We start from the raw sequence: 15,197 nt of genomic DNA, 5'->3' as shown, positions 1-15,197 counted from the left end.
TCAGGCATGGTCATTTTGAAATATGAACTGAGAAGGCATCGAACCTATATCCTGGGCTGGGCCATCGCCTTGGCTGCGTGCATCTTTTTCATGACACCGACTTATTACAGCTTTCTGGATGCGGCCTCCGTGGAACTCTTTGAAACCATGGGCACCACGGACTTTTACAGGAGCGTCGGCGTATCGATGGAATACCTGACCTCTCCGCTGGGTATTTACGGGTTCCTGACCAGCTTTTTCATGATTGCCTCCGGCGTTTTCGGGATGCACTTCGGCATTTCCATTCACACCAGAGAATGTACGGAAGGAACCTCGGAATACCTGTTTACAAAGCCCTTTCCCCGGAAAGCAATTTATTGGGCAAAGGCATGGACGGTGTTTGTCGGCGTGGCGATCGTGGGTGCGGCGTATCTGCTGGCTTCCCTTTTCGCCATGGCAACATTCCGTTCCGGAACTCCTTGGGGAGAGTTTTTCCTGATTGCCCTGTCCCTGACCCTTGTGACGCTGTTCTTCGCTGCAATGGGGCTGATGGTGGGAGTTTTGTTTTCCCGCAACCGCAGTCCGCTGCTGACTGCCGGTTTGGTTGTGTTCGTTGAGTATTGCATTACCAGCTTCTCCAACATCGTCAGTAACCGGGCTATCAGTTTTCTGTCTCCCTACTCGTTCTTCGGAGCCGCCGAGATCTCCAAAGCCGGCTTCTATGACCTCCGGTATCTTGGGTGGTGCGTGCTGCTGTTTGCCTTGTTTTTGGTGCTTTCTTACGGTGTCTTTCTGAAAAAAGACATTCAGTTCCGCAGCTAAGGAGGTGTGAACATGAAAACATTGATTAAAAATGAATTCCGCCAAACCAGAAGACTTTTGCTGATCTGGCTGGGAATCATGCTGCTTCTGTGCGGTTTCTGCTATTTTGAGCTTCTGTCCCTACGGGACAGTCTGGATGAAATGGCAGCGATGGTCAGCCAATTTCCGAGACTGATCATGATCATGTTCGGAGTCAAAGGCGACTTGACGACATCCACCGGCTGGTATGTGTGCATCTATTTCTGGGAGGGACTGCTGGCGTTTCCTTATGCCATGTCTTTGGGACTGTCCTGTGTGGCAAGGGAAAAGAAATTCGGAACATCGGAATACCTGTTCACAAAGCCTGTGAAGCGGAAAACCATTGTTCTGGCGAAGGTGATCGTTTCGGCAGTGAACCTGCTGGTGTTCGCCCTGTTCAGCGGCGTGTGTAATTATTTCACGATCGTTCTTCCTTTGGGCGGTCTGGATCAGCCGGGAGCGGTGCTTTCCACAACGATGGGAATGTTCTTTACCCAGACTCTCTTTTTTGCCCTGGGTCTGCTGTTTTCCAGTGTGCTTCGATCCTATAAGGCTGCGGTGCGGACAGGAACAATTTCCATGCTGGCTGCCTATGGGTTGGCCTTTACTGCCGAGTACACAGGAAATCATTTCCTGGACTACCTGACCCCATTGCGTTATTTTGATGTGTACGAGGTAGCACTGCACGGTTTCCACCTTCCCTATCTCGTCTTAACGATCGTTGTGGCAGGTATTTGTGTCGCAGCTGCCCTGGATCAGTGGAAACGGCGGGAATTGTGATGTTACATGAATCGTGTATCTTGAAAACAGCAGCTAACGATATATGGAGGAAATATTTATGTTACGGCCAAAAGAAATAGTATGTAAATGGGTAGATGCCTTTAACAACCATGATGTAGAGGCAATTATGAGCTTGTACCATGATAACGCAACCAATCATCAGGTGACCAATGATCCCGTGATTGGGATAGATGCAATCCGTGAAATGTTTACAGCATAATTTGCCTATTGAATCGTTGTGAAAAGGTGAACAGAGCACGAAGTTGAAGGAAGGGCGAAAATGGAGCGAGGAAGAATTATTGTAATTACAGGCCCTCCGGGAACTGGAAAATCGACAGTATGGATGCCATGGAAGGAATATTCTTCTTCGTCGATGCGGGCGGCTTCCTGAAGCCAAACATACAGGTCGTTGCTCTCTGGGTTACAAGGAAGCTCTGAACCACGCCTCTGACGATACAATGCGTACAAGAGAAAAGAGGGAAAGACCGCTGACAGCATTAAAAAAGATGCAATTTTTTCACAGCATACTTTCCGAACCATGTGTGGTGTATGGCACCGCATTTCTCAGCAACACAATATACCAAGTTCGAGGCGGAGAGTCTATTGAAATAAAAAAATCCGAGGAAGAGAATATCTCTCTGCCTCGGATTTTTCGTTTCATCCCTCAATCGGCTGGTGTAGTACCTTCAATTTCAAGATGTCCCTGTGCGGACACGCCCTTCAGGCATTTTTTATCTTCGTCCTCTCTGCGGTTTTGGATTCTTCAGCAAGTCGGATTTTTCCGCAATCTTTTTCAGCCACTTCCGTTCTTCTACTGACAGCTTCCTAAAATTCAGCTTGAGCCGTTTGCAGATAAACGCCAAGTACGCTTGTTCCGTGTCGCTGTCCTGGCTGACGATTTCACCAGCAGTTTCCAGCATTTCTTTTAGCGGGTTATCCTCTGGGACGCTGAAAAAATCGTCCTTGTGTGTTTCCCGCAGAGCAAGGGCAATCCCGTTTATGTCCCGTTGTATCACATAGCGGCAAAACTCGTCCTCATCAATATGGGCGGTGATAAGCTGTCTTAACTGCGTATCACTCATGCCAGGATTATGCTTTTTTATAACAGTTGCGCTCATCGTGTCCACTATGGCGTTTGCACCCTGCGCCTGTTTCAGTGCCGTTCCGTTCACATAGATTTCAAGGTCAGCCATCAGCCGGGGGAAATCCGGGTGCGCCGCCAGCTCACACAGCAGGGTATTGTCTATCCTCCCGCTTTTCAGCAGGTCAATCATTTCATCACTCAAACGCAGGTCTGCAAGATCGGCGTTTGGGTGATTTTTCATTTCAGACAGCCCCAGCAGATAATCAGCGGTCACACCGTAAAACTTCGCCAGCCGGATAAGGGCATAGTGGCTGATGTCCTTGAAGTCTTCCGTTTCGTAACTGCCCAGCGCAGACTTGGAAAGCCCGGTCTGCTCCGCAAGCTGCCCCAGCGTCAAGCCACGCTCCACACGTAGGTCTTTTAATCGCTCTTGTATGGATAAAGACATATTCACCCTCCTTGCTAGCTCAACGAAAGAGAAGCCGTTATGCTATGTACTATGCTCATAGCATAACGGCATAGGCATTTACAGTTTTATTTTACCATTTGCTACATCTTCACGAAATTTGACCTGATATAAAAAAAGAGACCAGAACAGGGTATTTCCCCATCCTGATCTCATATTACAAATTTACCTGTCCAATAAAAACACCTTTAAAGCTCAATATGTGGTTTTACCGGCTCATTTTGCACCTGTCGCTGTGTTTCTCTTTGGGGGACTGCACTGTTTGCGGCTACTATAGCTTTCTTGGCCGCAAGTCTCGCCCGTAGTGATGGGCGTTCCCCTCTTGCCCTGCGTTTTCTTTCCTCTTCCTCGATGCGTTGCAGCTCTTCCAAGCGTTCCTGCTCCGCTTGCCGGGCTTCCCTTTTCTCCTCAGATTTTGGAACCGTATTGCTGAGTACATTGTCGATCTGGTTCAGATTTACCTCCTCAAGCTCCTCCACCTTGGCAAGCGGCTTGTATTCAGCCAACTTCACAAGAAGCTCCGCCGCCTTGCGGACATCCTCGATGTTGTCACTCTCTTCTATCACAGTTCCCAGGTACTTCTTATAATCCGCAGAATTGCCGTTTCGGATATCATCCGCTATATTCTGCACCTGTAACTCCCAGTTATCGACCGTATCCTTGTACTCATAGGGATCAAAGTCACTGGAAAAGCGGTCTATTTCAGCCGCCAGCTTCGCAGCCTCGTCCACATATACCGGCTTTACGGCATCCATATCCTGTTCCGGTCTATCCTGTACAGTCAATCCCGGCAGTGTCCCGATTACCTTTACATCCGGGAATGCATCTATGATCTGCCCGATCTTTGACAGTCCCTCCTGATCATTCCATATCTGAGGAACATACCGCAGATTATCAAGATCTATGGTGTTTCCATAGAGGACATCCATCTGCACATCATCTATCTCCGGTGTCCCAGCTTCATGTATGTTGATGCCGACAGCAGGGATCATATTGCTATGATTTTCACGGATGCTCTCAAACAGAGCTTTTGCCTCTTCTATAGTGGAAATTCCCTCATGATAGGTTCCCATGCTGTGAAATTCGCCGCACTCCGCAACGGTATAGGTTATCTCTGTGTTACGCTGCTGTGCTTCCTGTATTATTTGAGCCTGTTTTTCTGTAAGGTACGCTTCCACACCGGTCAGATACTCGGAAAGACTCCCATGCTGTTCCTGTGATATCGTGTTTATATCGAGCTTTACACCACCCATAATGATATTTCCCTGATTAAGAGTGTTAAACAGATCGTCCTCCCTCACCGAGCCGCTGTAATACAACACCACATCAAGGTCAGCTCCTTTCTCCTCCATACCCCTGCAACGACTGCCGGATACAACGACATCCTCAATGATTACATCCATCCCATAATCATTCACTATGCCCTGCACTATTGTTTTAACATTAGCTTCTATCGTTTCAGGATCCATGCCGTCAAGCTCATGGAACTTCTCTTTGGTCTTATCCTTAAATGCGCTTATGACAGCGGCATCGTTAAGGCTTTCGCCTTTTGTTTCGTCTTTTGCCATTTCAGCTCCTTTCTAAAAGGCTCCGGAGATAATCCCCGAAGCCCTTTGATCTTATGCTATAACCTCTTCTTTTTTCTTTGCTACCGCAGGTGCTTTCTGATCCATGGCAGCTACAACCGCCTTCTTCTCATTAAGCCTTGCGACAAGGGACGGTCTTTCCTCTTTTGTCTCCGGTTTTGTTGCAGGGTTCCCCATATCCTCTGTTTCTGATATATCAGCCTCCTCAGCTTTTTCGCTTATTTCAGCCTTATCCTCCGATATGTGACCTGCCTCTTTGGTAGCCTCCTGTGCCGGCATTACCGTCTCGGTCTGTTCTGCTGTTTCTTTCTCCGGCTTTGGAGCATCTTCATCAAGATCAACTGCATCCTCGCCTTTTTCATCCATATCAAGCAGGCTGTTCAGTTCTGCAAGCCTTGTCAGCTTATCGTTAAGCTCCTTCTCCTGTGGGAATGGCTTTTCCACCTCAATCTTTGCGGTTTCAAGCTGCTGTTCCACATTGGCATGCTTCGCAATCGCATCCTCAAGCTGTTTTGTCATGGATTCCATGGCATTACCGATACGGGTAATGTTACCGGACGGGTCAGAGCCAATCTCCACTTCATGGCTGAGTTTTCCTTTCATGTTCAGCGTAAACTTCCTGAAAAATGAATCAAAGGTTATATTCATCTTCATGCCAAGGTACTCACCGATTGGCACAGCCACATTGGCCTGCTTCATCTCCTTGCAGATACCGATGATTGCTGTTCCGGCTTCCTTCCTGTCATCATAGGTCTTTCCGGCTACCGTCATGGTAAAGACATCCTTATCCGCAGGCTTGCTGGCATTGTATGTTGCAATATCTGCCTTCATTCCGGCGATACGCTCCTTCAGTGCTGATATCTGCTGTGGGTAGTTCTTTGCGATATTATCCTCCAGTCGGTATTTCTGACTGGTATGGTTCGCTTTCATGAGCTTCAGCTTTGATACCTGGATGTCGAGATCCATCTTTTCTTTGATATAAGGATTTCCCGTAGCAAGAGCCTTGACCTCCGCATAGGTAAGTGCCGCCTCGTCAATATCCTCACAGCTTCTGACTGGAGATTTACTGGTCATGATCTGCCCGATGAACTTCTGCTTGTTCTCGATGAGCTGCCACGAGTACGCATCAAACGTACCCTCTGTAACATAGCGGAAGATCTTTACCTTTGGATTAGTATTGCCCTGTCGTAAGATACGACCTTCCTGCTGTTCAATGTCAGAGGGTCTCCATGGCACATCCAAGTGATGAAGTGCTATCAGCCTGTCCTGCACATTGGTACCGGCTCCCATCTTCTGCGTTGATCCCAATAAAAAACGGACCTGTCCGCTTCTTACTTTGCCAAACAGCTCCGCTTTCCTCGTCTCGGTATTCGCATCATGGATAAAAGCTATCTCTTCCGGTGGTACTCCTTTTGCTATCAGCTTGTCCCTGATATCCTCATATACATTGAAGGTTCCGTCTCCTTTAGGTGTACTCAAATCGCAAAAAATGAGCTGGGCTGACCGCTTATCTTTTGTCTCCTCCCAAATCTCAAAAGCTTTCTCCACGCAAACACTGGACTTACTGTTTTCATCATCCGGTAGCATATCGTTCATAAGACGCTGATCCAGTGCCAGCTTACGCCCATCGTTAGTAATTTTAAGCATATTATCGACGGATGAATCCACCATACGGTTACGCACCCGCTCTGCTCTGTCTGCCAGAGATGCCACCATTTCCTTCTGCGCTTCGGACGGCTTTAATGTCACATTTTCATACTCTGCCTCCGGCACAGGGAGTTTTAACATATCTGGTGTCTGTATATCGGCACTCTCCTTAAAGAGTGCGATCAACTCAGGCAGGTTAAAGAACTTTGCAAACCTTGTCTTTGCCCTGTATCCGGTTCCCTCCGGTGCAAGCTCTATCGCCGTCTGTGTATCACCGAAGTTAGCCGCCCATGCATCGAACTGTCCCAGTCCCAGCTTCTGAAGCGTACCATACTGTAAATATCTCATATTGGTATATAGCTCCGTCATGCTGTTGCTGATCGGTGTTCCGGTTGCAAAGGTCACGCCCTTACCACCAGTCAGTTCATCGAGGTACTGACACTTGTTAAACATATCCTGTGACTTCTGAGCTTCAGTCTGTGCAATACCTGCCACATTCCGCATTTTCGTATATAAGAACAAATTCTTGTACGAATGCGACTCGTCCACAAAAAGCCTGTCTACGCCAAGCTGTTCAAAGGTTACAACATTATCCTTACGGCTCTGATCATTTAATTTATCAAGCCTTGTCATGAGCTGCTTCTTGGATTTTTCCATCTGCTTGATGGTATATCGCTCACCCCTGTCAGCCTTTGCCTGTGCTATAGCCTCCGTGATCTCATCTATCTGCCGCTCCAGTATCGCCACCTGCCTTTCCTGTGACAACGGGATCTTTTCAAACTGCGTATGGCCGATGATCACGGCATCATAATCGCCTGTTGCTATACGGGAGCAGAACTTCTTGCGATTTGCAGGCTCAAAGTCCTTTTTCGTAGCCGCAAGGATATTCGCTCCGGGATACAGACGCAGGAAATCTGATGCCCACTGCTCTGTCAGGTGGTTTGGTACTACAAACAGCGACTTCTGAGCAAGCCCAAGCCTTTTAAGTTCCATAGCTGCCGCAGTCATTTCGAAGGTCTTGCCAGCACCTACACAGTGTGCAAGGAGCGTGTTATCTCCATACAGCACATGAGCTACCGCATTCTTCTGATGCGGCTTAAGCTCTATATCCGGTGTCATACCCGGAAACTGCAAATGTGAGCCGTCATATTCCCTTGGTCTTGTGGAATTGAAACGCTCATTATAAACCTTTACAAGATCAGCTCTCCGCTCCGGATCCTTAAAAATCCAGTCCTTAAAAGCTTCACGGATTGCCTCCTGCTTCTGTGCAGCAAGGGTGGTCTCCTTCTTATTCAGCACCCTCTTTTCCTTGCCATCCTCCACGATAGTATCATAGATACGCACATCCTTAAGGTTCAGACTGTCCTCCAGTATCTTATAGGCATTCGCCCTGCCGGTACCAAAGGTCATGTTGGCAAGGGTATTGCCATAGTCTGCATTCTTACCCTTTACATTCCAAAGCCCGGTCACATCCGAATACTGTATGCCCATGACATTCCGGTCAAAAAGATATCCCGGTGTCTGGAAAGTCTCACGCATGAAGTCCTCGATATACTTCGGGTCAACCCATGTTGCCCCAAGACGGACTTCTATATCCGATGCTTCAAGGTCTTTCGGCATTACCTGTTCAAGATGCACCACATTCACCTGATACTCAGGGTGATTTTCCGCATAGTTCTTTGCTATGGAAAGCTTCTCACGGACATTACCGGACAGGTATTCATCCGCTGTCTCCCACTGGTCGGTCAGCGGATTCCGGAAGATAACTCCTGCAAGCTCCTCAGTTATGGCTTCTTTTTCCTTTCCCGTAAGCTCTGCCATATAGTCAAGGTCTACCTTGGCTTTTTCAGCCAGGGAGACCGCCAATGCCTCGCTTGCGGTATCAACACTTGTCACCACCTCTGCGTGTTTGATGGTACGCTTCGTGAACATATCCGCTTTTCCAAGAAACTTCCCCTCATCATCCAGCTTCTCCAAAGAACAGAGCAGGCAGTATGAAGAATCCTGATTAAAGGCTCTCTTATTGGTCTGAGAACTGATAAGCCCGTATTTATCGGAGAACTTATCATATAATCCGTTCAGTTCTGCCTGTTTGTCCGTAATGGCTGAGTCGGGATAATCCTCCATCTGCATCTGAATTAGTTCCTGCGTACAGTCACGGATAGCGATCATACCTTTGATGCGGTCTTCCATGGTATCTGACACATCGGCAGGCTTCATGACGGAATTCTCACGATAATACACATGATCATCCACCATACAAAAGCTGTAATTCTTCACATTCGGATCTGCTGGGATTACTTCAAGGTCAGACTTTCCAAGCTCGTCCGCTGAAAGCTCCACCGCTTCATATTCTGCATGAATATTGCTGATTGCCTCACGAAGCTGCTCCTCAAATGGTCTGCTCTCATCCGGTACACAGGTACTCTCCATACCAAAGGGTCCCGATACCATCTCCATTTTCCCTACGATCATCTCCGGATGGTCGGCAAAATACTGGTTCATGGCTATACCGTTTGCATCCATGCCGAGGTGTACCCAGTCCGGCTCGATATCCATAAGCCTGTCCCTTTTCTGGAAAAAAAGAATGTCGGACGTGACTTCTGTACCGGCATTCTCCTTAAAAGCTGTATTAGGTAATCTCACCGCTCCGAGCAGTTCTGCCCTCTGAGCAAGGTACTTTCTCACCTGCGGGCTTTGCTTGTCCATGGTTCCCTTGCTTGTAACAAATGCCACGATACCGCCCGGTCTTACCTTATCCAGTGTCTTTGCAAAGAAATAATCATGGATCTGGAAATTCAGCTTATCATAAGGCTTGTCACTTACCTTATAATTCCCGAACGGCACATTTCCCACAGCAACATCAAAGAAATCATTCTGAAAATCGGTCTTTTCATATCCGCTGATACGCACATCTGCCTGCGGATAGAGTTGCTTTGCGATGCGGCCTGTCAAATCATCCAGCTCCACTCCGTATAGCTTGCTGTCCTGCATCTCCTCTGGCAGCATACCGAAGAAATTACCTACACCCATGGCAGGCTCAAGTATATTTCCCTTTTCAAATCCCATCTGTCCCAGTGCTTCATAGATATTTCTTATGATTACGGGGCTTGTAAAGTGGGCATTTAGGGTACTCTCTCTTGCGGAATTATATTCCTCCGGTGTCAAAATGCTCTTTAATTCCTGATATTCCGCAGACCAGTTACTCTTGGTTTCATCAAAGGCATCTGCAAGACCACCCCAGCCGACGTACTGTGATAAAATCTGCTGTTCCTCCGGCGTGGCTGTCCTGTGTTCGTCCTCGATCTGCTTCAAAGTTGTAATCGCCCTGATATTGTCACGGAACTTTTCCTTTGCGCTGCCTTTTCCCAGGTCATCATCTGTAATGCGGAAATTCTTTGCCGCAGCTCTTGCGTCTTCAGACAGTTCCGCTTCCCTTGCGTTATAGGATTCCCAGAACCTTCCGACAAGCCTCCTTGGAAAGCTCTCATCATCCATAAACTCATACTGGATGTTCTTAACTGCATCAAGGCTATCAGCTTTTTCAATCTTCTTTTCATACTGCCCGACCCTTACTTCATCTGACAGTTTCTCTTCCAGCTTGCGTAGCTCCGGTTCAGAAAGCCTGTCATAAATATCGTTACTTTCAGTATGGATGGAAAAGCTCTCTTCATCCCCGTCATGCCTTGTGACCTCATACCGGATCTTCTGATGTTCTCCCCGGATATCGGCTTCAAGCTCATACTCCGCAGTATGCCCGAAATTGCTGTACTCCGCTCCAATATAGGAAATGTTCTGTATATCCTCTGCGGTAAGCTCCATGTTATGGAACTTCTCCCAGTCCTCTTCTGATACATAGGTAAGCTCGTCAAAATCAAGGTACTTAAGCTCATTTTCTATAAGGTCAGTAAGGGTATCATATTCATTCTGAGAAATGATCTGCCCGTCAATCGCAAGGCGGATGCTGTTATGCTCAAGGTCTACAGAAGCCTGTATCGGGTACTCTTTTCCATCTGCTTCATCTATAAGGTCGGTATAAGCTATCTCCACATTGGAAAAATCCGAGAAATCTGCATCATGATCATACTCCCTGTAGCAGAACTCATTGATAAGCTCCTTTGCCTGCTCCTGCTCCGGAGTAAGGACTGCTTCTTTTTCCCGAAGAAACTCCGGCACTTCCGAAAATCCAAATGAATCCACGAAATATGCCTTGTCCTCACCATTCTGATGCAATACCACCACATCCGATACGGACATGGAGCGTCCCTTGTAATCTGCCGGATGGTCTATGTTAAACTTCTCATACAGGTCATCGAGAGTAGCGCTTTCCTCCAGTTCTCCGGAATATACTGCCTCATAGTTTGCCGCATCAACAGACAGTCCTCTGTTCTGCAGGTGCTCCAGATTTTCAAAGATGATATCCCGTCTGTCCTCAGCTTCATCCGATATCTGATAGATTGTATATGTTGAAGATTCCTGCTCTAAAGCCTGCTCTTTAAGCACTTCTCCCCGCATGGTCTCGTCAACATACTCCTGCGCCTCTTCAAGAGTCCTGAAGGTCTCCGTAGGAGCAGCAAGAGAATCAGCAACCGGATGAATCCCATATGAACCATCTTCCTCACGGTCTATCCATACATACTGACCGGAAGGGAGCTTTGTTGCCCACTCCTGGGGATTATCATTTTCATCATCCGCTTCATGGACTATCGACCAAAGGCTATTCTCTCCCCGTCCGACAGGCGGACCGAATTCGGGATTATGATCCGCCTCTTTGCTTTCAGGCTCTTCCTGTGCATCCCCGGCTTCAATGGCATCAACAAGTTTTTCCTGCTCATCAGCAAGAGCTTCCTTTTCCTGCTCCTTTTTATACTCTGCATAGGCTTCCTTTGCCTTTGGAGACAGGTACTTATCCTCTGCAATCAGTTCACGGATACGCTTTTCCACCACATTCCAGTTAAGAAGCACGGATGTATAAGGCTCCATGATACTGCCTTTGTCAAGCTGAATGCCCTTTGCATCATGGTCTTCCCAACTCTTATCATTTCCAATCAGTGCATCTGACTGACCACCAGTACCGTATTCGCTCTTAAGGAACGCTACATTATCTTTGCTGTCATGCCCTTCCTTAAAATAATCATAGATACGGAAAAGTCCCTGCGATACACCGCTTCCATGGGTGAGCCTGCTGTCAATCTCATCCTGGGTAATGAAGTTTTCAAGCCTTACATTTACCTCATCTGCAAGAGGAAACTCCCTACGCTCAGCATCGAGGTCGGCAATCTCTGAAAGCAGATACTCCGGCTCTTTTACATATCGCCACCGAAGTTGAAGCTCTCCGCTCTCTATCCTGTCCGCAGCCCTGCCGATTTCCTCTGCAAGCAGCTCTCTTCCCTCATGGGTAGATAGCAGCTCTACGATATGTGCCTGGCTGTCGGGATAATTACTTCCTTGGATAGAAAGAGAATCAGGCATATCATCAATGCCGTCACGGAAAAAGAAATAAATCTGATCAGCCACCCTCGCCCGTTCGGTGCTGTCCACAAGAAAGGCTTCATTTCTCGACATATATGAGCCGTTTTCCACCATCTGACGGGTGAACTCTTCCACAAGGCTCCAACTATAGGTAGTGGCAAAGTCCACCTGAGCGGAATTGCCCGGTGCGATGCTCATACCATTTTCATTAAACCAAACAGATACCCTCTGCCCGTCAAATTCAAAGCCCTTACCGGTAGTTCCGATCTCATTCTTTATGAAATCAGTCATTTCCGCAGCATCTTTTCCTGCCTGGTACTTTGCATAGATACGCTTACGGTTATTCTCTTTGCCACCACCGGATCTGATCACATCAAGAAGCTGGTCGTCTTTTAGCATAAAAACAGCGGGAGCCTTCGTTTTCACGCTTGCTTCCGCTGCTGCTATCGTTCCCACCTGTTCCGCAAATGATGGGAACAGGTCAAACATATTCAGTTGTTCGGGTTCTGCATCCGGAGGGTTTAGCTGTAGATCAGCTCCGATAAAACTATCTCCTCCGCCGATGCCCGGATGTTGTTCATCAGACCCACCCACTTCATCTGGTCTGATGCTTTCAGGGCTTCGTTCACTCCCTGGGACTTCGCCATCTGGGATGTCAACAGATCCATCCTCTCCTCTGCCTGCTTCTGAATCATCAGGCAGTGCTCCTTCAGATTCCCCTCTAACATCATCCCGCTGTAGGTTCCTCTCCTGTGTTCCTTTAAGAAGTTCCTCCGCATCAGTCCGTACTTCGTTAAGGGTTCCTCCGGCTCGCTGTTCGCGATCAGGTTCGGGATCAGATAATCCCCGCTCTGCATGTAAGTCAGTTCCATGGTCATTTCCTCCTTGTTCTGAAATATTAGCGCTTTCGCCTTTTTCATAATCATCGGTGGAAATATCACCTTGCCGCTCGCTTTCACGCTTTAAAGCATTATATTCATTCTGAGCCTCATTTGCAAGCGAATTTTGGCTTTTTTCTACGGCTTGTGATATATTCTCCGTTTGTCTTTCTACTTCGCCATATCTGGCGATATGACGTTCCTGTACCGTTACCGCTCTTCCGATTTCCATGAGTACCGGCTCAGTCATTTCCGATACTGCATTTCCAAGTACCGACAGCGTTTTCACATCGCTGAACTCATGCAGATAACGAAAATCAAAATCATAAAGTTCTGTATCCACACCGCACCTTGTAAGAAGCGTATATGCGATGGAATCTCTCATGGTCTCTTGCAAGCGCAGTTCAAGATTCAGTTCATCATATCCATGCAGAAAGCTTCCATCCACCCGGTCCTGCAGATCAGGCATTACATCCCTGTAATAATCATCCGCAATACGATGTGCCAGCTCCACCAGCCTATCTCCGAAAGGTCTGCTTTCATCCGTTTTTCCATATATGTTTTCAAGTCTGTTGAGAACTGTCTGTTCATTCCGTTCCCTGACCTGCCATATGTACGGGAGTCTTCCAACATTCCATCCGGGATGCACATTTGACACATCAAATACATACCGAAGTCTTGGTCTGCCGCTGCTTTCATCCAAAAGAGCGATACCCTTGGACCCACGGTTGACCCAGCAGTTCATCTTCTGATTCCATGTTTCAAGCTCTGCACATGCTGTGGCATCCGGTCTCTGGGCATAGATAAGCAGCTGATCCATGAAAGGATACCGGTATAGCCTTCCGGCAGTGGTAAGGAATCCTTTCCACTTTTCCATATCTGCCGATAAATCCTGTGCCGTAGCCTGTGCAAGCCATTTGATCTCATCATATTTTCTTGCCATAGCCTGTTTCTCCTTATAAAGATTATGGGAGAAGGACATCGCTGCCCCTCTCCCGTTCCAAAACAAAAATCCTTATGCCAAAGCCTGTCCTCTGTCCTTATTCATCTGACGAGGCTCCCTGGTTGCCTCATTCTTGGCAACAATGTCTTTCTTCTGAGCAAGTCTTTCCTTAAGGGAAGGACGCTCCTGCTTCTTTTCCTCTTTTGCCGCAGTCTTTACTACAGCAGTTTCTTTTGAAGCCTCGGTTTCCTTTGCCGCAGCTCTCTCCTCTGCCTTGTCAGCACGGAAAAGCTCATGCTCCTTTGCGTCATAGGCATATACGTGATCGGAGAGTCTTTCCTCCGGTGCTACCTGTGTGGCATTCACATCCTGCACCATGCTCTCCAGTGTCTTAAGATCCATCTGGTCATTCTTAGGTACGATCAGCACCTCATGCACACTCGAAGGTAAAATGAAGTAGTCCTGACCCAGCTTCTCGGTGATATCATCCATGACCTTATCGTTAAGGAGAACTGCCGCACCGTTAAGCTTATCCTCATTGGAAAGTACATACATCATCTCATCAGGTGTAGGCGGGATCATACCGGCGATGGCCTCCCTTGCCTCTTCCTCAGACATTCCGCTTCGCATCATATCGGGAAGCATCATATCAACCATGGTCTCCGTCATGCTCTTAAAGGTTGCCGGAGTAAGTGTGTCCATGTTATCGAGGGCAATCTGATGAAGCTGTTCTACATCCACACCGTATCCTTCCATGAGCCTGTTGGTGATAGGAGCAGACATATTGCCGCTCTCTTCTTTGCCGATTGCGATATGGTATGTAACAGCCAGGTCATCCACCATGGTATGAGGCTTATCTGCAAGATACTCCGCATTCTGCTCTGCATTGATAAGACGGCAGGTGATACGATCCTTCACGCTGTCAAAATCCGTAAGCCTGCTAACATCGAAATCCTGTGACATCTCATGCTGAGTGCGGACATCTGCGATTGCAGCCAGGATATCATCCATAGGTCTGCCGTCCTCATGCTGCTCATAAAACTGGTTAAGGTAAATGTTGGGAGCGATATTGCTGTCCTCAAGCTTTACCATAAGACCATCCAGCTTCTGATCATTGTTCTTTACAACGGTCTGAATGGAAACATCCGCATTTTCATACTTCTCAGGCAGAAACTCCTTGATACGGTCTGCCACTTCCTGCTTAAACTCTTCGTAATTCATGCATTTGTTCCTCCCTTCATCATAGCTTCCTTCTGCATCTGTGCCTTACGCTCCAACTTCTTCATGCCCTGCATATAGGCTGTGAAGCGGGCTTTGCCGCTTGTCCTCTGCTTTTCTGCAACCTCTGTTGCGATCACGTTGTTATTCTGCATCTTCTGTAACCTCCTCCATATAGTTAAAATAATCATCACAGAAATCCTTGTTTTTTCTGTCCTTGTACTTCTTTACTGCATAAACGACGGCGGAAACAATGGTTCCTGCCGCCGCAATGCCCAGTAATACCTTTACTGCTTTCTTCATG

Annotated in this window: 9 protein-coding genes; 3 read left to right on the top strand and 6 right to left on the bottom strand. The window is 47.5% G+C overall.

What is annotated here, in order from left to right; translation table 11 throughout:
• Positions 1-6 precede the first annotated feature (6 nt).
• Genes T543_RS13505 through T543_RS13495 form a run of 3 tightly spaced genes read left to right on the top strand, consistent with a single transcriptional unit; the run spans position 7 to position 1,819 of the window.
• Entirely contained in the window at positions 7-801 is a 795-nt protein-coding gene (locus T543_RS13505; RefSeq protein ID WP_035769273.1) for an ABC transporter permease subunit, read from the top strand.
• Positions 802-813: 12 nt separating this feature from the next.
• Positions 814-1,599: an ABC transporter permease subunit gene (locus T543_RS13500; RefSeq protein ID WP_026667057.1), complete on the top strand. Its 786-nt coding sequence runs from the start codon at positions 814-816 to the stop codon at positions 1,597-1,599.
• Positions 1,600-1,657: 58 nt separating this feature from the next.
• Positions 1,658-1,819, top strand: coding sequence for a nuclear transport factor 2 family protein (locus T543_RS13495; RefSeq protein ID WP_034468524.1), 162 nt, complete (start codon positions 1,658-1,660; stop codon positions 1,817-1,819).
• A 511-nt stretch (positions 1,820-2,330) separates the two neighbouring features.
• Here T543_RS13495 and T543_RS13490 read toward each other — a convergent pair.
• From T543_RS13490 to T543_RS15935, 6 genes are all read right to left on the bottom strand, one after another.
• The gene (locus T543_RS13490) at positions 2,331-3,131 is read right to left on the bottom strand and encodes a helix-turn-helix domain-containing protein (protein WP_002575858.1); all 801 of its coding nucleotides are present in this window, start codon (positions 3,129-3,131) and stop codon (positions 2,331-2,333) included.
• Positions 3,132-3,337: 206 nt separating this feature from the next.
• Complete coding sequence (locus T543_RS13485) at positions 3,338-4,717, bottom strand: hypothetical protein (protein ID WP_026667056.1); 1,380 nt, start codon at positions 4,715-4,717, stop codon at positions 3,338-3,340.
• Between the two features lie 51 nt (positions 4,718-4,768).
• Positions 4,769-13,675 carry a YodL domain-containing protein gene (locus tag T543_RS13480; RefSeq protein WP_035769272.1) on the bottom strand — a complete coding sequence of 2,969 codons (8,907 nt, stop codon included), beginning with the start codon at positions 13,673-13,675 and terminating at the stop codon, positions 4,769-4,771.
• Between the two features lie 72 nt (positions 13,676-13,747).
• Positions 13,748-14,896 carry a DUF5688 family protein gene (locus T543_RS13475; protein ID WP_051212532.1) on the bottom strand — a complete coding sequence of 383 codons (1,149 nt, stop codon included), beginning with the start codon at positions 14,894-14,896 and terminating at the stop codon, positions 13,748-13,750.
• The gene (locus tag T543_RS15940; protein ID WP_155244367.1) at positions 14,893-15,048 is read right to left on the bottom strand and encodes a hypothetical protein; all 156 of its coding nucleotides are present in this window, start codon (positions 15,046-15,048) and stop codon (positions 14,893-14,895) included. Before T543_RS15940 ends, T543_RS13475 begins: the two co-directional genes overlap by 4 nt.
• A complete protein-coding gene (locus T543_RS15935; RefSeq protein WP_155244368.1) occupies positions 15,038-15,196 on the bottom strand; it encodes a hypothetical protein in 159 nt (52 codons plus the stop codon). The genes T543_RS15940 and T543_RS15935 overlap by 11 nt, the downstream gene beginning before the upstream one ends.
• Position 15,197 lies beyond the last annotated feature (1 nt).

The organism is Butyrivibrio sp. NC2002, from assembly GCF_000702265.1.
In the GTDB taxonomy this organism is placed as follows: domain Bacteria; phylum Bacillota; class Clostridia; order Lachnospirales; family Lachnospiraceae; genus Butyrivibrio.
This window is presented reverse-complemented; position numbering and strand designations above follow the sequence as displayed.